31 protein-coding genes are annotated in these 25242 nt (G+C 40.4%); 15 read left to right on the forward strand and 16 right to left on the reverse strand.

Going from position 1 to position 25242, the window contains the following annotated elements; all coding sequences use genetic code 11:
* Positions 1–43: 43 nt before the first annotated feature.
* Positions 44–766 carry a Dph6-related ATP pyrophosphatase gene (locus BDD43_RS16020; RefSeq protein WP_246001601.1) on the forward strand — a complete coding sequence of 241 codons (723 nt, stop codon included), beginning with the start codon at positions 44–46 and terminating at the stop codon, positions 764–766.
* A gap of 1848 nt (positions 767–2614) precedes the next feature.
* On the opposite strand, the gene BDD43_RS16025 is transcribed toward BDD43_RS16020, so the two are convergent.
* Together BDD43_RS16025 and BDD43_RS16030 are read right to left on the reverse strand one after the other, a co-directional pair.
* Positions 2615–2863: a hypothetical protein gene (locus tag BDD43_RS16025; RefSeq protein ID WP_121198621.1), complete on the reverse strand. Its 249-nt coding sequence runs from the start codon at positions 2861–2863 to the stop codon at positions 2615–2617.
* Between the two features lie 11 nt (positions 2864–2874).
* Complete coding sequence (locus BDD43_RS16030) at positions 2875–3573, reverse strand: DUF3291 domain-containing protein (RefSeq protein WP_121198622.1); 699 nt, start codon at positions 3571–3573, stop codon at positions 2875–2877.
* Between the two features lie 147 nt (positions 3574–3720).
* Between BDD43_RS16030 and BDD43_RS16035 the strand changes: the two genes are divergently transcribed.
* The 5 genes from BDD43_RS16035 to BDD43_RS16055 all read left to right on the forward strand — a co-directional run bounded on the left by BDD43_RS16035 (position 3721) and on the right by BDD43_RS16055 (position 7834).
* Positions 3721–4203 carry a GAF domain-containing protein gene (locus BDD43_RS16035; RefSeq protein WP_121198623.1) on the forward strand — a complete coding sequence of 161 codons (483 nt, stop codon included), beginning with the start codon at positions 3721–3723 and terminating at the stop codon, positions 4201–4203.
* Positions 4196–4846 (forward strand): alpha/beta hydrolase, encoded by a 651-nt coding sequence (locus tag BDD43_RS16040; protein WP_121198624.1) that lies wholly within the window; start codon positions 4196–4198, stop codon positions 4844–4846. Before BDD43_RS16035 ends, BDD43_RS16040 begins: the two co-directional genes overlap by 8 nt.
* Positions 4843–5445 carry a DNA-3-methyladenine glycosylase gene (locus tag BDD43_RS16045; RefSeq protein ID WP_121198625.1) on the forward strand — a complete coding sequence of 201 codons (603 nt, stop codon included), beginning with the start codon at positions 4843–4845 and terminating at the stop codon, positions 5443–5445. The genes BDD43_RS16040 and BDD43_RS16045 overlap by 4 nt, the downstream gene beginning before the upstream one ends.
* 73 nt (positions 5446–5518) lie before the next feature.
* On the forward strand, positions 5519–6796 hold the full coding sequence (gene kynU, locus BDD43_RS16050) for a kynureninase (protein WP_246001602.1): 1278 nt from the start codon (positions 5519–5521) through the stop codon (positions 6794–6796).
* A gap of 132 nt (positions 6797–6928) precedes the next feature.
* Positions 6929–7834: a histone deacetylase family protein gene (locus BDD43_RS16055; protein ID WP_121202001.1), complete on the forward strand. Its 906-nt coding sequence runs from the start codon at positions 6929–6931 to the stop codon at positions 7832–7834.
* 317 nt (positions 7835–8151) lie between these two features.
* On the opposite strand, the gene BDD43_RS16060 is transcribed toward BDD43_RS16055, so the two are convergent.
* The 3 genes from BDD43_RS16060 to lepB are packed head-to-tail and all read right to left on the reverse strand — an operon-like array spanning position 8152 to position 11486.
* On the reverse strand, positions 8152–9525 hold the full coding sequence (locus tag BDD43_RS16060) for an MATE family efflux transporter (RefSeq protein WP_121198626.1): 1374 nt from the start codon (positions 9523–9525) through the stop codon (positions 8152–8154).
* Between the two features lie 58 nt (positions 9526–9583).
* Positions 9584–10816, reverse strand: coding sequence for a TCR/Tet family MFS transporter (locus tag BDD43_RS16065; RefSeq protein WP_121198627.1), 1233 nt, complete (start codon positions 10814–10816; stop codon positions 9584–9586).
* Positions 10817–10847: 31 nt separating this feature from the next.
* Positions 10848–11486: a signal peptidase I gene (lepB, locus tag BDD43_RS16070; RefSeq protein WP_162847086.1), complete on the reverse strand. Its 639-nt coding sequence runs from the start codon at positions 11484–11486 to the stop codon at positions 10848–10850.
* An 80-nt stretch (positions 11487–11566) separates the two neighbouring features.
* On the opposite strand from lepB, the gene BDD43_RS30090 reads away from it, so the two are divergent.
* Complete coding sequence (locus BDD43_RS30090) at positions 11567–11722, forward strand: hypothetical protein (protein WP_162847087.1); 156 nt, start codon at positions 11567–11569, stop codon at positions 11720–11722.
* Here BDD43_RS30090 and BDD43_RS16075 read toward each other — a convergent pair.
* Positions 11700–11912 (reverse strand): hypothetical protein, encoded by a 213-nt coding sequence (locus tag BDD43_RS16075; RefSeq protein ID WP_121198629.1) that lies wholly within the window; start codon positions 11910–11912, stop codon positions 11700–11702. The two genes, BDD43_RS30090 and BDD43_RS16075, sit on opposite strands and share 23 nt — an antisense overlap.
* 304 nt (positions 11913–12216) lie before the next feature.
* On the opposite strand from BDD43_RS16075, the gene BDD43_RS30095 reads away from it, so the two are divergent.
* Entirely contained in the window at positions 12217–12378 is a 162-nt protein-coding gene (locus BDD43_RS30095; RefSeq protein WP_162847088.1) for a hypothetical protein, read from the forward strand.
* On the opposite strand, the gene BDD43_RS16080 is transcribed toward BDD43_RS30095, so the two are convergent.
* Entirely contained in the window at positions 12362–12580 is a 219-nt protein-coding gene (locus BDD43_RS16080; RefSeq protein WP_121198630.1) for a hypothetical protein, read from the reverse strand. The two genes, BDD43_RS30095 and BDD43_RS16080, sit on opposite strands and share 17 nt — an antisense overlap.
* 185 nt (positions 12581–12765) lie before the next feature.
* On the opposite strand from BDD43_RS16080, the gene BDD43_RS16085 reads away from it, so the two are divergent.
* The gene (locus BDD43_RS16085; protein ID WP_162847089.1) at positions 12766–13629 is read left to right on the forward strand and encodes an IS982 family transposase; all 864 of its coding nucleotides are present in this window, start codon (positions 12766–12768) and stop codon (positions 13627–13629) included.
* Between the two features lie 30 nt (positions 13630–13659).
* Positions 13660–13860: a hypothetical protein gene (locus BDD43_RS16090; protein ID WP_121198632.1), complete on the forward strand. Its 201-nt coding sequence runs from the start codon at positions 13660–13662 to the stop codon at positions 13858–13860.
* A 743-nt stretch (positions 13861–14603) separates the two neighbouring features.
* On the opposite strand, the gene BDD43_RS16095 is transcribed toward BDD43_RS16090, so the two are convergent.
* Entirely contained in the window at positions 14604–15026 is a 423-nt protein-coding gene (locus tag BDD43_RS16095) for a hypothetical protein (RefSeq protein WP_121198633.1), read from the reverse strand.
* Between the two features lie 342 nt (positions 15027–15368).
* On the opposite strand from BDD43_RS16095, the gene BDD43_RS16100 reads away from it, so the two are divergent.
* Both BDD43_RS16100 and BDD43_RS16105 read left to right on the forward strand, forming a co-directional pair.
* Positions 15369–15779, forward strand: a complete 411-nt coding sequence (locus BDD43_RS16100) for a hypothetical protein (RefSeq protein ID WP_121198634.1) — start codon at positions 15369–15371, stop codon at positions 15777–15779.
* Positions 15780–15792: 13 nt separating this feature from the next.
* Positions 15793–16113, forward strand: a complete 321-nt coding sequence (locus BDD43_RS16105) for a hypothetical protein (RefSeq protein ID WP_147425656.1) — start codon at positions 15793–15795, stop codon at positions 16111–16113.
* A 271-nt stretch (positions 16114–16384) separates the two neighbouring features.
* On the opposite strand, the gene BDD43_RS30100 is transcribed toward BDD43_RS16105, so the two are convergent.
* From BDD43_RS30100 to BDD43_RS16125, 4 genes are all read right to left on the reverse strand, one after another.
* The gene (locus BDD43_RS30100; RefSeq protein WP_162847090.1) at positions 16385–16534 is read right to left on the reverse strand and encodes a hypothetical protein; all 150 of its coding nucleotides are present in this window, start codon (positions 16532–16534) and stop codon (positions 16385–16387) included.
* A 226-nt stretch (positions 16535–16760) separates the two neighbouring features.
* Complete coding sequence (locus BDD43_RS16115) at positions 16761–17468, reverse strand: LOG family protein (RefSeq protein WP_121198637.1); 708 nt, start codon at positions 17466–17468, stop codon at positions 16761–16763.
* 168 nt (positions 17469–17636) lie between these two features.
* On the reverse strand, positions 17637–19121 hold the full coding sequence (locus tag BDD43_RS16120; protein ID WP_121198638.1) for a sodium:solute symporter: 1485 nt from the start codon (positions 19119–19121) through the stop codon (positions 17637–17639).
* 128 nt (positions 19122–19249) lie between these two features.
* The gene (locus BDD43_RS16125) at positions 19250–19513 is read right to left on the reverse strand and encodes a four helix bundle protein (RefSeq protein ID WP_246001604.1); all 264 of its coding nucleotides are present in this window, start codon (positions 19511–19513) and stop codon (positions 19250–19252) included.
* A gap of 234 nt (positions 19514–19747) precedes the next feature.
* Here BDD43_RS16125 and recR point away from each other — a divergent pair, with 234 nt between their 5' ends.
* From recR to BDD43_RS16140, 3 genes are read left to right on the forward strand one after another with little or no spacing between them, the layout of a single operon-like run.
* Positions 19748–20365, forward strand: a complete 618-nt coding sequence (gene recR, locus BDD43_RS16130) for a recombination mediator RecR (RefSeq protein WP_121198639.1) — start codon at positions 19748–19750, stop codon at positions 20363–20365.
* Between the two features lie 18 nt (positions 20366–20383).
* Positions 20384–21199, forward strand: coding sequence for an SDR family oxidoreductase (locus BDD43_RS16135; RefSeq protein WP_121198640.1), 816 nt, complete (start codon positions 20384–20386; stop codon positions 21197–21199).
* A gap of 52 nt (positions 21200–21251) precedes the next feature.
* Complete coding sequence (locus BDD43_RS16140) at positions 21252–21998, forward strand: DUF4184 family protein (RefSeq protein ID WP_121198641.1); 747 nt, start codon at positions 21252–21254, stop codon at positions 21996–21998.
* 18 nt (positions 21999–22016) lie between these two features.
* Here the strand turns inward: BDD43_RS16140 and BDD43_RS16145 are convergent, their stop codons facing one another.
* From BDD43_RS16145 to BDD43_RS16160, 4 genes are all read right to left on the reverse strand, one after another.
* Positions 22017–22637: an L-threonylcarbamoyladenylate synthase gene (locus BDD43_RS16145; protein ID WP_121198642.1), complete on the reverse strand. Its 621-nt coding sequence runs from the start codon at positions 22635–22637 to the stop codon at positions 22017–22019.
* A gap of 100 nt (positions 22638–22737) precedes the next feature.
* Entirely contained in the window at positions 22738–23256 is a 519-nt protein-coding gene (locus tag BDD43_RS16150) for a YceI family protein (protein ID WP_121198643.1), read from the reverse strand.
* Positions 23257–23445: 189 nt separating this feature from the next.
* Positions 23446–23826, reverse strand: a complete 381-nt coding sequence (locus BDD43_RS16155) for a hypothetical protein (protein ID WP_121198644.1) — start codon at positions 23824–23826, stop codon at positions 23446–23448.
* 50 nt (positions 23827–23876) lie between these two features.
* Positions 23877–25127 carry a sulfate adenylyltransferase subunit 1 gene (locus BDD43_RS16160; RefSeq protein ID WP_121198645.1) on the reverse strand — a complete coding sequence of 417 codons (1251 nt, stop codon included), beginning with the start codon at positions 25125–25127 and terminating at the stop codon, positions 23877–23879.
* Between the last annotated feature and the right edge of the window lie 115 nt (positions 25128–25242).

Here is a 25242-nt window from a genome sequence, read left to right on the forward strand (position 1 = left end):
TTGGTACCCGAAAGGGCTAAATTGAAACTCAAATATTGCCATTTTGAAAGCTTGTATATTTAATTGGAGCGGCGGAAAAGATAGTGCATTGGCATTATACCACTGCTTGCAGGATAAAGATATTGACATCAAATACCTGGTGACAACTGTTAACGATGCCGTAAATAGGGTATCGATGCATGGCGTTAGGGAAGAGTTATTGATACGCCAGGCACAAGCTATTGGTATACCATTATACCAGATAAGGCTGCCCGAAATACCCGGTATGAAGGAGTATGACGACACCATGCGTACCCACTTAAACCACTTTAAAAGCGAAGGAATAACCCATAGTATATTTGGTGATATTTTCCTGGAAGACCTCAAAACCTACCGCGATTTACGCCTTGCCGAGGTTGGTATAACGGGTGTTTATCCACTATGGAAACGTGATACCCGTGAGCTCATCAATGAGTTTTTAAGCCTCGGATTTGGTACCGTGATAGCGTGTACACAGGCGAGTTTGTGCCACCTGGCGGGCCGCGAAATTAGCCACGAACTGATTAATTTACTACCCCGCGAAGTAGATGTTTGCGGCGAAAATGGCGAGTTCCATACCTTTACTTTTAAGGGGCCAATATTTAAAAACCCCATAAATTATAAAACCGGCGAGCTTGTTTTTAAAGAATATATGGCCCCGAAAAGCAGCGATGATAGCTGTGTTTCTATAACTCAGGCGCCCCAAATTGCGGGGTTTTGGTACTGCGATTTGCTGCCTGCCGACTAAGTTTTGCGCAAAAAAAAAGCTTTCCATTCAGTGTTTTTCTCGCTTTGATTTCGGTTGAATAGTATGGTTCATCTAACAATAAGTAGGGTGAATCCGATGCTTTGATAGCCCAAATTAAGGCATCCTTTTGAGCGTGTTTCACTTGGGAAAAACTACTCGGAACAGGTTATAGATTGAAGGGAAAGAGGGTGTGTGGATAGCCCATTTTAATGCGATAATCGGTGTTGGATTTGAGGTGACACCAGCAATTTTAGGGTGGGATTTTTGCCATTGCGAAGTTTTGCTTTTGCGGTATAATACCCCTGTTTTTACAAGTTGTTGTCGCTTCGCTAAAGTCAAAAACGCGTAAAGCCGAGTGCGAATTTGCAGGTAGTTTTTGATTTTTCGACGTGCAGCCAACCAGGTTTGGAGTTCCACTTTTAGTTTAATCAAGGGCAATGCGGAGAGAAATAGTTGCTGTGTTTACAACCCAAAAGCTAAAGTGTGGTGTTACTTTTCAACATCATGCAGCCTCGTATTCGAACAACATCTGCCCGGTTTTGCAAGTAAGCCTGCTAAATGTTATTTCTTTTTAAGAAAAATTGATTAACCGAAAAACGCAAATAGCAACTCCGAAGTCATCGAAATACCCCCTATATCTTCCGCCGCTTTCCCCAAAATGAACTTGGTTAAAAGAGGAAAATTGCTGGTGTAGTACCCAACATTGGTAGTGTTTATTTTGATTTTATAAATATCTATTTGTCAAAATGGCAGATATTGCAACAATAGAAATACTGGTTAAGTGACTAACATAAGCGATGGAAATCGCCATTTTGAGCCGGTAAAACTGCGTTATTGACTACCAAAAATGATCACTTTTAAGCTTAAAATAGCAGACAATAAGTAAACGCAATTGGGAAAATGTTAAAGCTTGTGGAGCTATTTGCTGGTATAATCACTTGCGCAAGTACGCATTTTAGGTAACAAAATTACAGACACGTTAGCAAATATAGAACGATGTTTTTACCGGAAAATATAGATTGGGTTTTGAAAGTTTTAACCGATAAATTATTATTTCCACAGCTATTGACGGCGGTGATCTCTCCAAAATTGCGTAGGTATTCTCTTTACTTTCCAAAGCAAATTTAGCCTGGGTGGGGTTGCCGACTTCTGCTTTTATTAGCTTTTATTTCCACCTGGTTATGTTGGTGAAATGCTAAGTATTTAATTGCTTTGGCAGCTTAAACTTTTGGATATTTTACCGCGAACTATTTACGCTTTTTGTCTTGAAATTGGTGTTGCCATTGTCGGCAATTGGAAACGAACAGAAGCCTAATTATCGAAAAATTCAACCCGTATTTTAAGTGTGTTTGGCGTAGTATTTTTAATGGTTTGCTTCAATTAAGTTGGGATGTAAAGTAATGCCGTGTCCAAATTTAATTGGCATGGCAACACCACCTCATTTTGAAAATAGGAGGGCGAACGATCGGCTATCGCATTCTTATACCCCATGCGGTAGTCGAATTATCTGGCTTAATTTCTCTCAATTTTTTCCTGCCTATTCTTTCTTGTTTTTTGCAACAGACTCCAAAATGAACCATGTTTAGGCAGAATGACACCGACTGATGTTAGGTACCTAAAAAACGCCTTTTATTGCCAATTTTTAGCTGTTTTGGCTTGCCAAATTAAATTTTGTATCGATTATAAAATATTTATAATCAAAATTTTAAATTATATTAAGTAAAGTTAAACTTTATACTTGGTAGCGCATGGAAATAACACAAAATATTTGTGCCAAATTAAATTCTGTATGGGTTATTTATAGTGTTTTATTAATTGATATTGAGTTATTTATGAAGTTTATCTGTACTAAAAGTTATATCGGTAAAAAGTGTCTTTAAAATCGGTGCGCATGGTAACAAAACGTTCGCCAACGGCTTTTAAAAATGGTTCGTCCAGCAATTCAAAAACACTGTTAACGCCGTCGGTGAGGTCCATCTCGGGTATCTTGTAAATCTGTTCCAACGAGCCTTGCTCCAGTTTGATGATGAATTTGTTGTTCATCGCCATTATGGTAATTTTAAATTCGGGGTGTGGTAATTCGGCAATTGTTCTCATGTTTCGGGGTGTTATTTTAAATAAGTTTTTATTGGGTTTTTGCCGTTAATGGTACCCCATGTTTCAAGGGGTTTAAAGCGAGCAAAAAGTTCTTCTTTATACCATTTTTCGGTACGCGTTTTTTTTATCACATCGGCGTGTTTTGGCGAGCGGTAGGCGTAGTTTTTTACAGCCTCAAAATTTTCCCAAATCGAAAAAGTTGCCTGGCGGTACAACGGTGCTTCGCCAATACCAACCGATGTAATATAGCCCGGCGAAGTGGTGAGCATTTCGGCAGCTTCGTCAACATGGCTCCAAAAATTTTTCAATCGGTTTAGGTTTATGGTAGCCCGGGTTAGTATGGCAATTGGTCCGGCGTAATCTTTAACATTGGGCTTGCCAAAAGGCTCCTTCCCATCCCAGGTGCCATGGCTTTGGAGGGGTTCGCAAAGCAGTGTCCAGCTTTCATAAGTGAGGAGTCGCCACCAACTCGCGATGAATGATTTTTTGTAAAATTGGTCAAAGTCTGTTCGGTTGTTCCACACGGCTAAAAGCCCCCATTGTTGCCAATCGGGTTGTAAGTCAAAGCTGCCATTTTGGCCGCATCCTAAAAGTTTCCAAAAATTGCAGCTGCGGGTTAACATCAGGGGTAGGCGATGCACCGCCATGGCCAGCAGGGCGAAAGGTATAAGTGCCTTGCGGTAGCGCACTATGGTTAGGCTAACTATCATGCAGGCTAAGTAAAAAATTAAAAAACTAAAGGGCTTCAATTAGTTTTCAAGGTTATTTTTAAATGTTAATAAGTTAAACAGAGTGCTCGTTCAACATTTTACTTGCCATTGAATATGCCACCAAATTGATTTTGTATTTTTGCTTTTATGGCAGACGATTTATCCATACTTACTTCCGCCGATAAGGCTGAACAATACCAATCACTCATTCCGCAAATTGAAGCTTTGCTTTACGGCGAGCCCGACCTTGTGGCAAACCTGGCCAACGTTTGCGCCGCACTAAAACAGCAGTTCAATTGGTTTTGGGTTGGCTTTTATTTGGTTAAAAATAATGAGCTGGTGCTCGGCCCGTTTCAGGGTCCGGTGGCCTGCACGCGTATTGGTTTGGGCAAGGGTGTTTGCGGTGCGGCATGGCAGCAAGCCAAAACTTTGCTGGTGCCAAATGTTGATGCCTTTCCGGGGCATATCGCGTGCAGTTCTTTATCACAGTCGGAGGTGGTGGTGCCCTTGTTTAATGATGGCGAAGTTGCAGGTGTTTTGGATGTGGACAGCGAATACCTCAATCACTTTGATGCTACCGATGTTGAGTACCTTGAGCAAATTGTAAAGCTTATTAATTTCCATGTCTAAACTGTTTCTTATCTCTGGTTTGGGGGCCGATGAGCGGCTCTTCAAAAACCTTAACCTTTCGGCTTACAACGTTGTGCCTGTTACCTGGATAGAGCCCGATAAAAACGACAGCCTAACCAGCTATGCAAGCAAGCTCATTAACCGGTTCGGGATAGAGCCACAGTCGAGTGTAATTGGTGTATCGTTAGGCGGGATGCTCACTGTAGAAATTGCAAAACAAGTGGAGTTAAAACATGCCATTATTATATCAAGCATCAAGAGCGGAACCGAGGCTCCGTGGTACTTTAGTTTCTTTCGGCGAGTGCCGGTTTATAAATTAATTTCGGGTGGTTTTATCAAATCGTTAGGCCCCATCATACGCCCGCTATTTGGGCGGTTTGCCGGGAGCAAAGAGTCGCCGCTTTTTTATTCCATGCTGAAAAATAGCAACGCTAAGTTTTTAAGCTGGGCAACCGGCGCCACGCTACATTGGAATGGCCAACCCGCGCCTTGCAAAATAAATCACCTCATTGGCGATGCCGATTTAATTTTCAATCACAAGCTCATCAAGGATGCCATCGTAATTCCGAAGGGCGACCACATGATGGTTTTTACCCGCGCCGCCGAAATTAGTTTGATTGTCCAAAACATAGTCAACGAATGAAATTGCCGCTAAAATTTTATACCCACAACAATGTGGTTGGCATTGCCCGTAATTTACTGGGCAAATATTTGTTCACCAAAATTGACGGTGTAATTACCGGCGGTTACATTGTTGAAACGGAAGCGTACAATGGCATCATCGATAAGGCGTCGCACGCCTATGGCGGGCGGCAAACCCCGCGCACCCAAACCATGTATTTGCAGGGCGGCGTTAGTTACGTTTACCTGTGCTACGGCATTCACCAAATGTTCAACATCGTAACATCAAACCACGGCGAACCTCATGCTGTATTGGTGCGTGCCATTGTGCCTACAGACGGTGTGGAAGAAATGTTGCTGCGCCGTAATATGGCCATGCCAAAACCTAACCTCACAAGCGGGCCGGGTTCGGTAGCCAGGGCACTAGGTATATCGGGCCGCACCAATGCTGTCGATTTAAATGGCGATGTGGTATGGCTTGAAGACAGGGGATTATCATTTACCGACGACGAGGTTAAAGCCGTTCCGCGTGTTGGGGTTGATTATGCTGGTGACGATGCCTTGTTGCCCTACCGCTTTTTTGTTATGGGTAACCCATACGTAAGCAAACCCAATAAATAATTTTTAGAAGTTTAACACAGCGGCAAATTTTCCTGATGAACTTTTAGTTATCCTCAAAACCAAAAACTTTAAAATGATTAACTACCAAAATACTTTAGCCTTTGCCCAACAACTGGATGAGCAGGATGAACTTGCGCCCTTGCGGGAAAAATTTATTATTCCGCAGCACGCCGGAAAAGACATGATTTACCTGTGCGGTAATTCGCTCGGTTTGCAACCCAGGGCAACCGCAACATTTATTGCCGAACAGCTAAACAACTGGGCCAACCTTGCAGTTGAAGGATGGTTTGATGGCGACAGCCCGTGGATGCACTATCACAAACATTTAACAAAACCGTTGGCCGGGATAGTTGGCGCATTGGAGGCCGAGGTTGTAGCCATGAACACGCTTACCGTTAACCTTCATTTTTTGATGGTGAGTTTTTATAAGCCAAAAGGTAAACGATTTAAAATACTGATGGAGGGCGGTGCTTTCCCTTCAGACCAGTATGCCATAGAGAGCCAGGTGAGGTTTCACGGTTACGAGCCCAATGATGCCATCATCGAAGTATTTCCGCGCAGCGGGGAAGATACCCTGCGTACCGAAGATATTATCCAAACGATAAACCAAAATACAGACGAGTTGGCTTTGGTACTGTTCGGTGGCATCAATTACTACACCGGCCAGTTTTTTGATCTGGAAGCTATAACGCGGGCCGGGCACCAGGCTGGGGCGTATGTGGGTTTTGATTTGGCACACGCCGCGGGCAACGTGCCGTTGCAGTTGCACAACTGGCAGGTTGACTTTGCGTGCTGGTGCTCGTACAAGTACATCAACTCCAGTCCGGGCGGTATAAGCGGGGCGTTTGTGCACCAAAAGCATTTCGAAAACAGCGATATTCATCGCTTTGCCGGATGGTGGGGATACAGGGAAGATATCCGCTTTGAAATGAAGCCTGGTTTTAAGCCCCAGGGCGGCGCGGAAGGATGGCAGGTAAGTTGTAGTCCGGTTTTATTAATGGCGGCTCACAGAGCGGCTCTAAACGCGTTTGATTATTCCGGCGGAATAGAACAGCTCCGTGGCAAAAGTAAATTGCTAACCGGGTACCTCGAATATTTGATAGAAGGCATTAATGCCGCTCATCAAAAACAAATTTTCCGCATCATCACGCCGAAAAATCCGGATGCGCGTGGTTGCCAGTTGTCCATCGTTTGTGAAAATGGTAAAGCTATTTTTGATAAGCTGGTGCAAAATGGTGTTTTAGGCGACTGGCGCGAACCCGATGTAATTCGTTTAAGCCCGGTGCCGCTTTACAATTCGTTTACCGACGTTTACCTTGCCGGGAAATTTTTAGCGGAGGCGGTAAAATAGCATGGATAAAAAAATTTGTCGTTGCGAGGTACGAAGCAACCGCACAGAGGCATCTTCACCCTGTATAGCGGCCCGGCTTGTGTGCAATTGCTACTCTATCGCTCGCAACGACAAATGGGGAAGGGCTGCTACATGCTGAAAATAGCCTACGACCCCATCTACGCGTTCCAACTCCCGGAAGGGCACCGCTTCCCGATGCTCAAGTACGAATTGATACCGCAACAATTGCTGCACGAGGGATTGATAACCGCCGAAAACTTATTTAGCCCCGGCGGAAAAATTGACGAAGCCACCATTTTGCTTACGCACGAGAAAGCTTACTGGGAGCAACTCCGAGATTTAACCATATCGGCAAAGGATGCTCGGCGCATTGGCTTTCCCATGTCGGCAAGGTTAATTGAGCGTTCGGCCACCATCTCAAAAGGCACCGTTGTTGCCTGCCACCACGCTTTTGAAAACAAGGTTGCCTTTAATGCAGCAGGTGGCACGCACCACGCCGGTACAAACTGGGGCGAAGGTTTTTGTATGCTTAACGACCAGGCCATAGCGGCTAATTACCTGCTTGCAAATAATTTAGCCTCATCAATTTTAATAGTTGATTTAGATGTGCATCAGGGTAACGGCACAGCACAAATATTTGAGCGGGAAAGCCGGGTGTTCACATTTTCTATGCACGGCGCCAATAATTTCCCGTTCCGCAAAGAGCATTCAGATCTGGACATTCCCTTGCCCGATCATATGGCCGACGATGAATACCTCAGTATTTTGTATGATACCCTCCCCAAACTCATCGCGCAAAGCAAGCCCGATTTTATATTTTACCTTGCCGGGGTAGATGTACTTGCCACCGATAAGCTTGGCAAGTTTGATTTAACCAAACAAGCATGTAAAGCCCGAGACAGGTTTGTGTTTGAGCAATGTATTAAAAACAACATCCCGGTACAGGTAAGCATGGGCGGCGGCTACTCGCCCAATGTGAGGGACATTGTGGATGCGCACTGCAATACGTACCGGGTTGCGGTTGATTTGTATTTTTAACACATACCCCCTAAAACCCCCTGAAGGGGGAACAATAGCGGAAACTTTCTTCAACGCTTTTCTTTAAGGCTATCATCTGCACAGTCTTTCATATATCCCCAAAAAAACTTTCATATGCTACCCCAATAAAAAATGCGCCGTAGGTGCAACAGGTCGGTAGAAAATAATACGGATTTTATTTTTGCTCCGTTAGATGCAATACTTAATCCGCTATTTATAGTTCGTTACAGATCGTTCGTTAAAGAAGCCCCACCATTATCGTACAAAAGTCCCAGCATTTAAGGGCCCTGTACCCAATTCGTTCCCCCTTCAGGGGGTTAGGGGGTTTTAGGGGATGCGATTAGAGAATTTCTTTTACTTATCAACTGAAACCTTAAAAACAGCAGCAGCGATGCTACGCCAAGGCCCAGCACCAGCCCGTACCAAATGCCGATAGCACCCATGTGTAAATGCAGACCAAGGTAATACCCAACAGGCAAGCCTAACACCCAATAAGCTAAAAAGGTGATGATTGTTGGGTACTTAACGTCGCCCATGCCCCGCAGCACACCAAGGCCCACTACCTGTGTACCATCAAACAGTTGGAATATGGCTGCCAGTATAAGTAGCTGTGCGGCAAAATCTATCACGGCCTTATCCGAAGTAAACAGCCAGGGCAGCAGGTGATTGCAAAAGGTAAAGATTAATGCCGTTACCGACATCAGCACCAGCACGATATGGTAACTGGATATGGCAGATTGCCTTAAACCCATAAAGTTTTTTTGCCCAAAGTTATTGCCGGATTTTATGGCCGCTGCTGCGGATACGCCCGTAGCCATCATGTAGGTAAATGATGCCAGGGTAAGTGCCACCTGGTGTGCCGCCTGCTGAATGGGGCTTATAGAGCCTATTAAAAAATTGGCCCCGGCAAAGGCACCCACTTCAAACGTGTATTGCATGGCAACGGGTGCGCCTATGCGCAGTAGTTTCCAGCTACGGGCGCGGTCGATATTACGGATGGCAAAATCTTTAAGGTAAACCTTAAAGCGTGGAGAGCGTAAAATATAAACCGACATTACCGTAGCCATTAAACAACGATCAATAAGGGTACTGTAACCCACGCCAAGTATGCCCATAGGTGCAATGCCCAATAAGCCCTTTACAAATATTATCCCCAGGCAAATGTTAAGGAGGTTTCCCCAGATGGATATTTTCATGGCCTGCTTGGTAAAGCCCAGGCCTTCGGCAAATTGTTTAAAGGTGTTGAATATCATTAGCGGTACAATAGATACCGCCAGCAGCGTTAAAAACGGTTTAGCCTGCACAACTACCAATGGCGATTGATGCAGGTGAGCCAGCAAGCCATGCGCACAAAAATAAACGATTAAAAAAAGCAGTACACCCGTAATTAAATTAATGAGCAGACTGTTGATGAGTAAACGCCCGCATTCGCCAAAATTTGCGCGACCGTTTTCTTGAGCTATCAGCGGAGTAATGGCGTAGCTGATGCCCAGGCCGGTTACCAAAATTATCATAAAAACGGCACCCGCGCATGATACCGCAGCCAGCGCGATGGTACCGGCCCAGTGGCCAACAATGGCACTGTCGGATATTTGAACCATCATGTGGCCTACTTGCGAGATAACAACCGGGATAGCCAGTTTTAAATTTTCGCGGTAATGGGGTTTATATTTGGTGTAAAGCTGTTTCATTTAAAAGGCTGCAATAAAGCAGTTAAATTATGAGATAGGTGTGAAGCAGGTGTTAAGCTTATTGCTTTTTTGCTTCTTTTTTAAAGTTTCTTACTGCAAATAGGGCACTAAGCAACATAAATAAGGCCCCTGCCAAAAATGGTGCTCCCGGGAAATAGATAGATTGGGTTTTTCCCGAAAAGTAAAAAAACAGGCTGTTCATGATAAGCGGACCTGCAATTTGCGTAAGGCTTACTAAGCCGGTTAAGCCTCCCTGTAATTCGCCTTGCTCGTTAGGCGGCACTTGCGATGTGATGATGCCCTGTAACGCCGGCCCGGCAATACCACCCAGGCAATAGGGGATTGAAAATGCGAACATCATCCAACCTTGCCCGGCTATTGCAAATAAAAACAAGCCAACACTATACAATATCAGCCCTATTACAATACTTCGCTCTTTACCTAATTTGGGTATCACCAGCCTGATGAGCAGCCCTTGTACCAGGCCCACCAATAAACCAACCATACCTAATGATAAGCCAATGGTACGTTCAGTCCATGCAAATTTTTCGATGGTATAATATGTCCACACGTTTTGAACGGATTGTGCGCCGAGATAAATTAGCACGTATGAAGCCGTTAAACCCAACACAGCCGGATATTTTGAAAGCTGGATAAGCGAGCCCACAGGGTTGGCCCTTTTCCATTCAAATGGCCGTCTCTTGTCTTTCGCTAACGATTCGGGCAAAACAAAAAAGCCATATAAAGCATTGAGCAATGCCAGCCCGGATGCCGCTAAAAAGGGAACTTGCGTACCGTAGTGCCCTAAAAAACCTCCCAAAACAGGGCCAATAATAAAGCCCATGCCAAAAGCGGCGCCAACCATGCCAAAGTTTTGCGCGCGGTTATCGTCGGTACTAATATCGGCAATGTAAGCTGTAGCGGTTGTAAAACTGGCGCCGGTAATGCCCGCTATAATGCGGCCAACAAATAACCACCATACAGTGGGAGCAAAGGCCAGAAACAAATAATCGATACCAAAGCCTAATAACGAGGCCAGTAAAACCGGCCTGCGGCCAAATTTATCGCTCAGGTTACCAATAACAGGCGAAAAACCAAACTGCATGGTTGCATAGGCAATGGTTAACCAAAGGCCATACACCGAGGCGGTACGTATGTCGCCATGAGTTAGTTTTTCAATCAGTTTCGGAAAAACGGGTATAATAATTCCGAAGCCAATAACGTCAATCAGCAGGGTTATAAATATAAACCCTAATCCCGCTGGGCGTTTGGGTTTAATAGCTTGTTCCATAAGTATAGTAAAATGTTTAAATAGTAATTGGTTAGTCGCCCAGTTTAACGCCCAAAATTTCTTCGGCCTTCACAAAACCGAAGTAGCGCGAATCAAGGGCATTGTGGCGGTTATCGCCCAATAAAAAATAACTTCCGGCGGGTATTTTTACAGGGCCAAAGTTATCTGCATTATAGCCCTTCGCTTTAAAGTCGGGATAAATGTAATCTGTTTCCTTGCCTTTAAAGGCTGCATACCTTGCCATAGTTAAGTGGTATTGCTGCAACTCACCATCAGTTAACGAAACCATGTAATTATTTCCAATCTCGTCCAGTTGGTTATGGTTTTTTTCAACAAACCCGGCAATACGCTGGTACTCTTCTGCCGATAACTGATATTGGTTCCAGGTAAAAGGCTCATTTAGTTTACTGCCGTTGCGATACACATAACCATCTCTTATTTCAATAACATCATTGGGTTTACCAATAACCCTAAAAATATAAATGGAATTTTTTGTGGCTTCGTTTTTAAAACATACAAAGCGGTTATAATCCGGCTTTTTTAAGTTAGATGTAAAAAATATTTCGCCAACATGGTGAGTAGGCATGTTAGATTCGGTAGCAAAAGTATAATAGCCAATAGTGTGCGTTAACCGCCCTACAATCCAGCTAAAAATAACTATCTGTACCAAGCAAAGCACTATATTTATTACCGTCACCCGTTGGCGGAATTAAAAATACTACTGCTTTAAAAAGTGTAAAATATTTTATCATGGATGAAAATCAAATACAAAAAGTTCAAGGTAAGGCAATAGAGATATTGAAGTCAATGGCTGGCTATACAGTAGCAGAGGTCGAATTGACTTTAAGTATTGTTAAGGGTTTAATTAATAATAATGCTAAAATTATTGAAGCCCCTGTCGAATAAGTTGCATGATTGCAGTATAAGTAAAATTAGGTTCTATAATTATACTTATACCTGATGGATCTATTGATTCTTTTAGAATTATTCGACATTTAACAGATGATATTTCTTCAACAGCGGCAATAGACGAGATGGCAATGGATATGCGTTTACCAGTTCCATTATTGGTATTAGTTTCTATAAAGTTTTTCATTTTGATAATATTAAAAAGTAAATATAAAAGAAATTGCCAGATTGAAACCTGGTAATAAAAAAAATGGAGGACCTGCTTAAAGAATCCCCCATTGAATGTGAGTTAGTTAATAGTCTTCACTGCATCATCTAACAAGTAAGAAAGCCTTTTGCTTTTTAGTCTTGCTTGTTACATTAGGATATTCCTTCTGAATAAACCTACCTGATGGCATGTAGCTAATAATCTAATTAACATCGTTCACTTTTTCATTCGCAATGTACCAACTTATTTTAAAAGTTGGTACATTTTTAAAATCTCAATAAAAATGGAAAGAATATTAAGCGATTACGATAAAAAAAGCGAAGAAATTATCAAGAGTATTCTTGATTTGCTTGATGGTATCCCATTAAATCAAGCAAGGGGGATTCTTGATTCGGTTACAAATTATCGGTTATTGGAAAATAGCGTAGTCAAGGTTTTGTCTTAAAGGCTATAAATATTACGCAAAGAACCCCCTTTACCATTTCTATTTTTATGGTTGCCGGATCGATTTCATAATTACTTAATGAAGGATGTATTTTATTAGCCTCATTCATTAAATAATTTACATTAATCATATCAGCACTAATTTTATTGTCTGATAGGCTATCAAACTTAAGTGGTTTGCATAAAACAACAAAATCTTTCATATATCGAGTAATTAACAGGATTATTAACAAAAAGAAAAGCCCCCAAGTTTTCGACGACGTAGAGGGCTTTCTTGAAAAAACAAACGCGGGAAGCGTAAGCCATTTTCTAAGCGGCAAAGTAAGGAAAAATTTGGCTACGTGCAAAATTTTCTATGCATTGCATCAAGAAGAACTTTGATAAGATTATGCATGTTTTAAAAGATGTTTTAGGACATGAATTACCATCAACTGGTAATATAAGGCGACCGGGGCCGGTGCCTAAGTTTACGGATTTAGATTTAGTAGTATTGAGTTTAACGGCAGAGTGTATGGGGATAGACAGTGAGAACTTGCTTTTTAACCAACTAAATTCAACATATAAAAAAGATTTTCCATTTTTAATTAGCCGGCGGCAATACAATGACCGACGTAAATCATTATTTTGGCTTATAGAGGTAATAAGAGTTAAGTTATCAGATAAATTAAATGAAATGGCTGAGGTTTTTTGCGTTGATTCAATGCCATTGGAAATATGTAAATTAGCTAGAGCTGAACGGAATACTATGGTTAAGACATTAGAGTACTATTCCCCAGACAAGGGGTATTGCGCTTCTAAAAAAGATTATTACTTTGGGTATAAGATTCATGCTACTTGTTCAGTTTCTGGCGTTATAAAGCTATTTGATCTAACCAAAGCTTCTGTTCATGACGTTCATTTCTTAAATGACATAAGGCATGTATTTAAAAATTCCTTGATAACTGGCGATAGGGGATATATAGGGCATAAAGATTACTTATGGAATGAATCAAGGATATGCCTTGAAACACCATATAGGGGAAATCAAAAAGGGAAACCTAGAATAATGCATGAATTGCGCAGAATAAGAAAACGCATCGAGACAGTATTTTCTCAGTTGGTAGATCAGTTTATGATTCAGCGGAATTATGCAAAGAGTTTTTGGGGGTATAGGGTTAGGATACTATCTAAGGTATCTGGATTGACTATACTACAGTACATAAACAAGTTGAATAATAAACCAATTGGGCGAGTTAAATATTCTTTGTTATAAAATTCATAAAAACTTAATTATCTTTAATATATGGGAGTTAGTATAAAAAAATATCACGAAGAAGATTTTATTGAATTCGATGATAATGAGTTTGTTAATCTTGTTTTTAAGGTTAAAGGAGGCGTGGAAACATGTACAATTACCCCAAATACTTTATTGCGTGTCATTAAAAATTCAGGGGATGGTAATCCGGTTATTATAAAGGACGAAAGGACTCAAAAATCATCGTAAATAGATTAATGCATTTTTCTCGCAAGTCGTAGGGTAAAGGCGGAAGCCCTTCGTGTGAAAAAGTAAAATAAACCTGTAGGCCATTGATATGATTATGTGTACCGAAGACTATATAGCTATTAATTGACACATAATCATTGGGCCATTCCTTGTTTACTTCGGTAAAGAAATCAACATATTCCAGTTCTAATTTTAATAAAGCCTTTTGAAATTTCCTTTTTCGTGAAGGAAAATCTTCTGTCATGTAATAGAATAAAGGCATAGTTTTTTTTGTGCAAAGTAAAATATTTTATCTGAATGATATTCTTTGTTATGCTAACATAGTTTTGCTAATATTGCACTACTAAGTTATAGTAGTCAATAACCCTATCACAGGCTAATTAATAAATGAATAAACCCAGGCAATATGCCCAGGCTTAAACTCGTGGTTATCCATAAGGATAGTCAAATATACTACGTGGATTATTAATTTAAAAAATTGGTAATAATATTTTATTTAAGATTTTGGCGTAGCTGCTGATTAATGCTTCGGGTGTGGTTACCCATAAGGATGACATTGAGAGGGGGTTACGCCAATTTGTTTATAAAAAATGGGTAACTATAAAACAAAAATTACCTACCTTTAGATATGGGGAGATCAACTAAAATTTTTATGGAGATTGATTTGATAGAGGGTGAAATGACGCATGAGCAAGCTGAATCGATGATGAAGTCAAAGCCTTTAAAAAGTATTTCCTTACCTCCTACTGTTTGTAAAGTTTATACTCTTGGAAAAGATGGATATACGTTTGAACCAAATCGTGAATATTCGGATTTGAATAATATAAAGGACAATCTTTAGGTAGTTTATCTCTTATAAATACGTCCATATTTAAGTTGGCATTTTGGATAAAACGAGATAGGTCACTATAATCTTCAATTGGAGATGTTGTGTTAAATATTTCAGCCCTGGATTCGCCAAGATATCCTACTATCTCTATGTTTGGGTCTGTAAGATAAAAAGACATTCTAAGTCGATACCCTATCCAAAAATTATCCATTTTTTCAGATTTGCCAATCTGTGCATCAGGAATCAAGCTCGCTTTAAGATATGGCAAATGTCTTCTCAATTCATTCTCATCTATATCAAGTCTAAAATGCTTTGTTTTAGATTGGCCTAATTTCATGCCGATAAATATATAAAACTGGGTCTAATACCTCACCAGTTAAAATAATATTTTTTCTTATTTTTACTGCAATCAACAGAACACTTTCATCCTTTAAAATAACCACACTATGATAGGAATACACACAGGCTAACCCATTAGCTTAACTAATATATTGAACGTATAGTGCTACGTTGAGTATTGCCAACCTAAAGTACGAAGATGGTAAGCCGGCAAATACAAAGACTGATAGTGCGCTGTAACGGCGTGGCTGTATCTTTGTGTCCGGTAGGGTTTCGTACCCCTTGGTTGGCCAGTGATATTTAGTCACGCCTATTTTTTTAACCTTAAGTACGAAAAACAATGACTCTAACTATAAAACGGAAGGGACTAATTGGTCTTGCCTGTATAATACTGCTATTTATTATAACTAACCCGACTATAAAAGATTTTAAAGAGCACTTAGGTGTTTCAAAATATGAAGGGTTATATAGGAACCATAATTTTTTTATTTTCAGCATTTATGGAGAATATGACACATCCGAATATTGGATTGCTATTGCCGGTAATTTTTTTGGTGTCGAAGAAAATAAATCACAAGCTAATAATGAGTCATCGATTAACAATGAAAAAGAGGATATAAAAATTGGCAACTCTGGATCTGGGGATGATGAATTAATAACTATATTACATAACGCATATTTGAGTGGTGCTAATAAACAGGAACTTGATACAATTATCATGTATTACAGATTGAAGCAGAAGGGGAATTAATTATATTTATCGAATGAAGTACAGTGAAAGTTTTGATGAGTATTCTATAGTTCTTTCATCTATGATTTTTATTGACTATAAATCGCTTTTGGAACTTAAAGAATTAACTGAAGCCATAATGTACACGTTTGATTTAATCCCTGAAAAAGATGAGCAGTTTACAATGATAAAAAAACAATGTAGAAGAAATATTGAACTTGATTTAGCAATAATAAATAATGCCCTTAAGCGAAAAACTCAAAAAAACTATGAGGAAGCATTTTATAAAGCAAAAAAACAATTACGAATAGATTTAAGTGGTGCGCAAACATCATTCAGTATGGTGGGGCTTTAAATCATAAATAATGGATATGTCTGCCTTAAGATAATGTCGAGTTCGTCATTACTATTTACTGTTATTCTATTAAGTCTAATACGATTATATGTCTTGTCATTTATCTTATGGAAGTCTTCTACAACAATCATTCCCTCAATGAAAGTCAATGATGTCTTAGTGTTGGGTTGTATAGTATTTGATTTGTAACATAGGATATTCTTGTTGTCGGAGCGAGTTCTTTTAAATCCATATTTGGATAGAAGTTGTTTAGATGGGCAATTATAAAAAGTCATTTTTTATTTTTACGAAATGGTTTCGCTACGTTTGTAATGCAGGGAGCATCAAGGCCAATTTGTTTTGCATTAATGGGATTTAATTCAATAATCTGAAAGGCTTCTTCCAGTGTCATGTAATGGAGTTTAAAGTCTTCTTTTTTCATGATCTGTAAACTTAATTTTTGGATGAATTTTTAAAGCAAATACTATATCCCCCTCGTACAGGCTACATGCGCATGCTCCGTGTAGTCAACGGGAGATATAGATTCTTTAATAATTTCAGACTTTAATTCCGCCAACAGGTTTACCGTCTTTTTTTTCATCGCTTAAACGTAACAAAAAAGTCCCGACTGTTGAACCGGGACTCTTCGAAATTTTTTGAATACTTCTTTAAAAGTTTGGTTTCAAAACATACTTATCGTAAAAACGGAAGATGTGTTCAACAGCTTCTTCGGCGGTATCAACCAACCTGTAGAGGTTCAAATCGTCGGCCTTAATGTTGTTTTCGGTATTCAGCATTTTGTCTTCAATCCATTTAAACAGGCCGCCCCAATAATCGGTACCTACAAATACAATAGGGAAACGGGCAATTTTACCGGTTTGGATAAGGGTGATGGCTTCAAAAGATTCGTCCATAGTGCCAAAACCACCCGGAAGGATGATAAAGCCTTGCGAATATTTCATAAACATTACCTTCCTCACAAAAAAGTAATCAAACTGCATCACTTTATCTCTGTCGATATATTTATTGTGGAATTGCTCAAAAGGTAATTCAATGTTTAACCCTACCGATTTACCACCGGCTTCGTAAGCACCTTTGTTGGCAGCTTCCATAATGCCGGGGCCGCCGCCCGATATTACACCATAACCACGCTCGGTTAGTAAGCGGGCCGCAGTTTCGGATAATGTATAATATGGATTATCGTTTTTTGTACGCGCCGATCCAAAAATGGATACACACGGGCCAATTTTGGCCATTTTTTCGAAGCCGTCAACAAATTCGGCCATAATTTTAAAAATCTGCCAGCTATCAGTTACTTTAATTTCCTGCCAGTTTTTGTTTTCAAACGCCTGTCTGATTTTTTCTTCACTTGTCATAATAACGCATCTGCTCCGCCGTTTGCGGAGGTTCTTTTTAATTTAAAATCTGAGAAGCAAAGTTAGGATTTTAGTTTGGAGTTGGTAGATGATTTTGGATCATAGATCATAGTTGATAGATCATAGAAAAAAAGATCCTTTCAGTTTCATACTATCAACGATGATCTATCAACCAAGAACTACACCAACCTTCTTTGACGATGTTATCCATAAGCCCACAAAGGTAATAAGGCCGTTTACAATAATGAGTTCGTTATCAAAAACATAACCGCCTAATAATGTTTTAGAGTTCATGCTTAAATAATAGCATACTGCCGGCGATATGAGGCAGATGAAGGGCACCAGTTTATCTTTAACCTGCCTGCTGCTTACAAACAAGCCAAAACAGTAAAGGCCAAGCAGGGGCCCGTAGGTGTACGATGCTACTTTAAATATGGCACTCACCACGGCATCGTTATTAATGGAGTTAAAAATAATGATGGTTAAAAACATTAATCCCGAAAAGGCTATGTGTACGTAATGCCGCGCGCTTATATTGGCTTTGCTGTTTACGTCGGCACGTTTGTTAAAATTTAAAAAATCTACACAAAATGATGTGGTTAGTGCCGTCAGTGCCGAATCTGTAGTGGCAAAGGTTGCTGCCGTTAGGCCAAGCATAAAAACTACGGCGGGTATTAAGCCCAGGTAGTTTAGGGCAATGGTAGGGTATAGGTAGTCGGTTTTGGCTACCGTGATGCCGTTTTTTTGTGCATACATGTATAACAAAGCACCCACGCTTAAAAAAAAGATATTGATAATTACAAATACCGTGGTGAAGCTGAACATGTTTTTTTGTGCTTCGCCAATGTTTTTGCAGCTCAGGTTTTTCTGCATCAAATCCTGATCCAGGCCCACCATTGCAATGGTGATAAACAGGCCGCCAAAAAATTGCTTTGCAAAGTGAAATTTACTACCCAGCAAATTGCTGAAGAAAAATATTTTAGAGTAACTGCTGTTTTTAATAGCATCCGCCGCCTCAAAAACATTCATGTTTAAACTACGGCAAATAAAATAGATGGACAAGAATACCGACGATACCAAAAAAAAGGTTTGCAAGCTATCGGTAATGATGATGGTTTTTAGTCCGCCTTTGTAAGTGTATAGCCAAATTAATATCAAACAAATTAATACCGTTGCTGCAAAAGGGATGTGATAACTGTCGAAAATAAATTTCTGCAATACAATAACCACCAGGTACAACCTGAATGCCGAGCCAATTGTCCGGCTGATTAAAAATATAGCCGCCGCAGTTTTATAACTCCAGGTGCCTAAGGCCCCCTCAATATAACTGTATATTGATGTGAGCTTTAAGCGGTAATAAAGCGGCAGCAATACCGTAGCTATAATGATAAAGCCTGCCGCATTACCCAATATAAACTGGAAATACGCAAACTGATCGCCACTGGGTGCGCCAACCTTGCCGGGAACGGATATAAAGGTAACCCCGCTTAAAGCCGTGCCTATCATACCAAAGGCTACCAAATACCATTTAGAGTTGCGGTTAGCCACAAAAAAGGTATCGTTATCCGATGATTTTCGCGATGTTAAAAACGAGATCACGATCAACACGAGAAAGTAACCGATGATAAAGGAGAGAAGTATTGCTGGTGACATGCTATTGCGGTATAGTTATTTGTTCATGGTTCATGGTTGATGGTTCGTAGTTTAGAGAAAAATTCTTATCAGTGTTTTACCATGATCTACGAACCATCAACTATGAACTAAAATCAACCATAAATATATTAATTGAGTGAATTTCTTAAAGTAGTAATCATTTTAACAAGTATTTCGTAGTCAGAGTATAGCTGAGAAAATTGATCCTGTTTTAGGTAGTCTCGTTTCTTAGCAATAAATAAACAACTTACCACTTCTATCGCCGACCTAAGCGAATATCCCAAAAATTGTTTGAATACAGGTTTGGTTTGTCCGGTTGAGCCTTCGGCTATATTTAACACCACCGAATCGGCTGCACGTTTAATTTGCGATGTGTAGAATATGCAACTCATCCTTTGGGAACGTTTTAGTTAATTGATTGATATTATCGTCCAAATCTAATGCTTTTTGCCACACATGTAAATCTTCAAACCTAAAGGCCATATAAATTATAATTAGTAAAATCAATAATATGGAATTTAAGCAAAAGTTCATAACAATAAACGAGATGTGAAAATTGCAATCTATCATCTCAACCCATGAACCATCAACTATGAACCATGAACCAAAAATGCTATTTTCGCAACATGAACTTTTCGTCGAAGTTATTGGAGACGGCAGTTGGCGAATTTAGCAAACTGCCCGGGGTAGGGCAAAAAACCGCTTTAAGATTGGTACTGCATTTATTAAATCAGGATAAGGATGAGGTGGAGGCATTTAGCAAGGCCATTAGTAAATTAAGGAACGAGATACAGTTTTGCGGTGTGTGCCATAATATTTCGGACTTGACTTTGTGCGAAATATGCTCGGCACCCAAGCGCGACCGCTCGCTGGTTTGCGTGGTGGAAGATACCCGCGATGTGATGGCCATTGAAAATACCAGCCAGTATAATGGTTTGTACCATGTATTGGGTGCGTTAATTTCGCCAATGGATGGTATTGGCCCTTCGGATTTGGAAGTAGATTCGCTTGTGGAACGTATGCGCACCGATGAGGTTAAAGAGGTGATATTTGCCCTTAGTGCCACAATGGAAGGCGATACCACCATATTTTACCTGCATAAACGATTGAAAGATTTTAACATCAATATATCAACCATAGCCCGTGGCATTGCCTTTGGCGGCGAACTGGAATATGTTGACGAGATAACCCTTGGCCGTTCCATAACAACCCGTGTGCCTTATGATGGCGTTACGGCAAAATAAAAATCCATTTAACATTTTATGAGCTTCAATAACAAAGTAGTTATAATAACGGGTGCATCAAGCGGGATAGGTAAAGCCCTGGCTACCGAGTTTGCAGCCCGCGGTGCTAACCTGATACTGGCGGCACGCCAATACGTTACCCTGTGCGAAATTGCCCAAAGCTTGCAACAGCAGTACAACATTAAAGCGGTAGCCGTACAGTGCGACGTATCTGTTGAGGAGGATTGTAAATTATTAATAAAGCAAACCATGGCTACCTTTGGCCGTATTGATGTATTGATAAATAATGCAGGCATATCTATGCGGGCCCTTTTTAACGATGCCGACTTAGCCGTGCTTAAAAAACTAATGGATGTTAACTTTTGGGGAACGGTTTATTGTACCAAATATGCGTTGCCGCAAATTATCAGCACAAAAGGCAGCGTAGTTGGCGTATCGTCAATTGCGGGGTATAAAGGTTTGCCGGGCCGGACCGGCTATTCGGCATCTAAATTTGCTATGAATGGTTTTTTGGATTCGTTACGGATTGAGAACCTTAAAACCGGCGTACATGTGATGACGGCTTGCCCAGGCTTTACGGCTTCCAACATCCGTAACACCGCCCTGGCTAAAGACGGAAGCCAGCAAGGCGAAAGTAGTATGGATGAATCAAAAATGATGACATCCGAAGAGGTAGCCAAACTCATAGCCAATGGTGTTGAATCGCGCAAGCGCACCCTTATCCTCACCTTCCAGGGTAAGTTAACGGTTTTTTTAAGCAAAATTTTACCCTCATTTTTAGATAAAATGGTTTATAATGTGTTTGCGAAGGAAAAGGATCCGTTGTTGAAATAAATACCGTTCTAAAAATAAGTCCGAATTCGTATTTCTTAAATTCCAAATCAAATTGCCCTTAACCTTTTCTCATCCGGCAATAGTTTTACCGCTAAGTTATTTACCCAAACGCTGGGTATCGTTAACCGGATTGATAGCAGGTAGTGTGGCTCCCGATTTTGAATATTTTTTTAGGATGAAGGTTGAAAGTATTTACAGCCACACCTGGCTCGGGCTTTTATGGTTTGATTTACCCGTGAGCCTAATGCTCGTTTTTATTTATCACGATGTAGTAAAAGCTCAATTTATAGCTAACTTACCTGTAGCTTTAACAAGCCGCTTTTCTCAATACATTTCTTTCAATTGGAATAAGTATTTTATAAAAAATATCCCGGTAGTAACACTATCCATTATGGTTGGTTGTGCCTCGCATTTGTTTTGGGATAGCTTTACGCATGCAAGCGGCTACTTTGTTATCCTTTGGAATATGAGTACGCCTGTATCTTTGTTTTCGGTGCAATTACCGTTGTACAAAATTATTCAACATTTAAGCACGTTATTGGGTGGCTTGGTTATTATAGCAGCCATTTATAAAATGCCGACAGGTAACTTGCGGTTAAAAAGTAATAAAGCATTTTACTGGCTAACCGTAATAGGAGTAACTTGCACAGTTATCGTGTTTAGAATATGGCTATCGCTAAACATTCACCAATACTGGAATGTTTTGGTTACCGCCATTTCGGCAAGTATTGCGGGTGTTGTTTTGGCCTCCGTATTGGTGAATAGATTTGACAACTTTTTAAAAGTTGTCAAATCTTAGAAGATCAAGTAGGGAAAATTACAAATACATATCCAGGTTCCCCTTGCCTTCGCGTATTATTTCAAACTCGCCGGTGGTGCAATCAACTACGGTGCTGGGTACGTTATCGCCGTAGCCGCCGTCAATCACCAGGTCAACCAGGTTTTCGTATTTCTCATGAATCAATTCGGGGTCGGTTGAGTATTCCATAATGTCGTCATCATCATGTATAGATGTGGATAGGATGGGGTTACCCAGCATTTTTACAATGCAGCGCGCAATATTGTTATTGGGCACGCGTATACCTACCGTTTTTTTATTCGAACTCAGCAGTTTGGGTACATGGCTGTTGGCGTTAAAAATAAACGTAAATGCGCCTGGTAAAGCCTTTTTAAGTACACGGAAGGTTTCGTTATCAATAGGCTTAATATAATCCGAGATGTGGCTCAAATCGTAACATATAAACGAAAAGTTAGCTTTCTCGGGCTTGATATGCCTTATTTTGCAAATTGCCTCAATTGCTCTGTGGTTGGTAATATCGCAGCCCAAACCATATACGGTATCGGTAGGATAAATGATGATGCCCCCGCGTTTTAAAACCTGCACTACTTGCTCAATGGTTTTTTCGTTAGGGTTTTCGGGGTATATTTTAATTAGCATGGTAATAGTAAAACGCCTGAGCCTAAAAATGGTTGCAAAATTACGCATAAAAAAAGCCATCCCTAATAAACAGGACGGCTTTATATGTTATAAAAGCTAATTAAGCTTGTTTAGCAAATTGTACGTTGATGTTCAATTTAACATCGGCACCTAAAACAATAGCTCCGGCTTCGGTTACACCATCCCATACCAGGCCAAATTCTTTACGGTTAATTTTGCCGCTTACTTCAAAGCCTGCTTTTAAGTTACCATAAAAATCGGTAGCGGTACCACCAAAATCAACATCTAATGTAACCGGTTTGGTTATATCTTTAATAGTAAGGTCGCCGGTTAAGGTATCGGTGGTAAGCGAAGTTGATTTGAAGGTTATTTTAGGATAAGTTTCAGCATCAAAAAACTCAGCCGATTTTAAATGCCCGTCGCGTTGTTCCTGGTTGGTATCAATGCTCGCCACATCTAACGAAAACTCTACTGTAGCGCCTTCAAAGGTATCACCTTCGGTTTCAACGCTGCCTTCAAATGTTTTAAATGAACCTGTTACTGTCGAGATCACCAAATGTTTGATCTTGAATTGTACTTCAGAGTGCATTGGGTCTAATACCCACTTTGTAGTTGCCATAATGGTAAATGTTTTTAATTAGTTTGTTTAATAACACAAACTAACGCAAATTGTTGTTTAAACATGTAATATTATTGTCAACAATGGTTTAAAACTTAGTTCACTTGAATGCACGATGAAATTACGGCTTAATGCTTTGAAAGCGAGTATATTAATTGCATAATTATTACTGCCGGCTATCGGCCATAATTATTCACCGTTCTCAGCCTGCCAAGTGCCACTTGCTTTGATATTAACGCGTTCAAAATCAGTTTGGGGTTGGCGGGTTATTAGGGCAGGTTTTTCAACCTTTTTAAATTCAAAAAAATATTCGGGCTCAGCAGCTTTTTGAGGCTTGGTATCTACCGAGTAGGTGTACCAAAAATATAACGATACCATTAAAAAAACAGGAACCAAAAAAGAAACATAATCTGCCAGGAACGAAGGCCAGCTATTGGTCATCTCAGCATGTACCTTGTCTACCGGGATGCCCATCATCAGGTATAGCACAAAAGCGAGGTAATACAAAAAACCTAACGAAGTTAAAATAATTGCGGTTGCTAATCTCCATTTAATGGTGGTTTTTTCCATGGCTATAAATTTATGTTTTTAATAACATGTTTGCAACAACGGTCTCATTTTTAATCGGCTATGGCTCTAAACATTAATGCGCCCACGGTTAAGTTGGTGCGGCTATCAATAATTATGGCACCACCGTTTGCTTTATTGTCCTGGTAGGCATCAAAGGCCAGGGGCTCGGCAGTTTTTATAATGATAGAGCCTATGTCGTTAAGATTAAAAACATCGGTTTCCACTTTTTCTAAAGTGTTAATATTAACCTTATATAAAATCTCGGCTATTTTGCAGCGCGTTATTTTACTGTTGTGCTGCACCAGGTAGGTAAGGCTTTGGTCAATAGGTTTGGTATCCATCCAGCAAACATCGGCCTGTATCAGTTGTGCAACTTTTGGCTGGTAGGCGGCATTAACCAATATATCGCCGCGGCTAATGTCAATTTCATCTGTTAAATGCAGGGTTACGCTTTGGCCTGCGGTAGCCTCCTGGGGCTGCTTATCAAATATTTCGATAAGGCTAATGGTTGAGCTAAAGCCAGATGGCAGCACGGTAACTTTATCGTTTACACGAAACGACCCGCTTAATACCCGACCAGCGTATCCGCGATAATCGTGCAGTTCGTCGGTTTGTGGCCTAATCACCCATTGTACGGGCATCCGGGCATGGTCGGTGCTGTCGTCAACGGCAATTTTTACGGTTTCTAAATGGTTAAGCAGGCTTTTGCCGGCGTACCATGTTATACGGTCGCTTTTGTAAACAATGTTATCACCTTTTAAGGCGCTAACGGGTATGTAAGTTATTTCGCCAAGGTTAAGTTTGGCAGCCATGGCGCGGTAATTTTTAACAATATTGTTAAAAACTTCCTCATCGTAATCAACCATATCCATTTTGTTAACAGCAACTACCACATGCGGCAACCCCAATAACGATACCAGGTACGAATGGCGAATGGTTTGTTCAATAACCCCTTTACGGGCATCTATCAATATAATAGCCAGGTCGGCATTTGATGCTCCGGTAACCATATTACGGGTATATTGAATATGACCCGGGGTATCGGCAATAATAAACTTACGTTTTTCGGTCTGGAAGTATTTATAGGCAACATCAATGGTAATGCCCTGCTCGCGTTCGGCCTTTAAGCCGTCGGTTAATATAGCCAGATCGATGGTGCCATCGTCGTTTTTACGATTAGAGTTTTGCAAAGCCTCAAGCTGGTCGGCCAAAATAGATTCACTATCGTACAGTAAACGCCCAATTAATGTGCTTTTACCATCATCAACACTACCAGCAGTTAAAAATTTTAATATGTCCATGAGCCCTGTCTAAATCTACCCCCCGCAAGGGAAGACTTTTATTTTTATTTGTGTTATGTCACCCGTTGTTATAAGGTAACGTCTTTTAAGTTCACCCTGTAAAGCTTAGAGATTG

This window comes from Mucilaginibacter gracilis, assembly GCF_003633615.1.
GTDB classification, from domain to species: Bacteria; Bacteroidota; Bacteroidia; order Sphingobacteriales; family Sphingobacteriaceae; genus Mucilaginibacter; species Mucilaginibacter gracilis.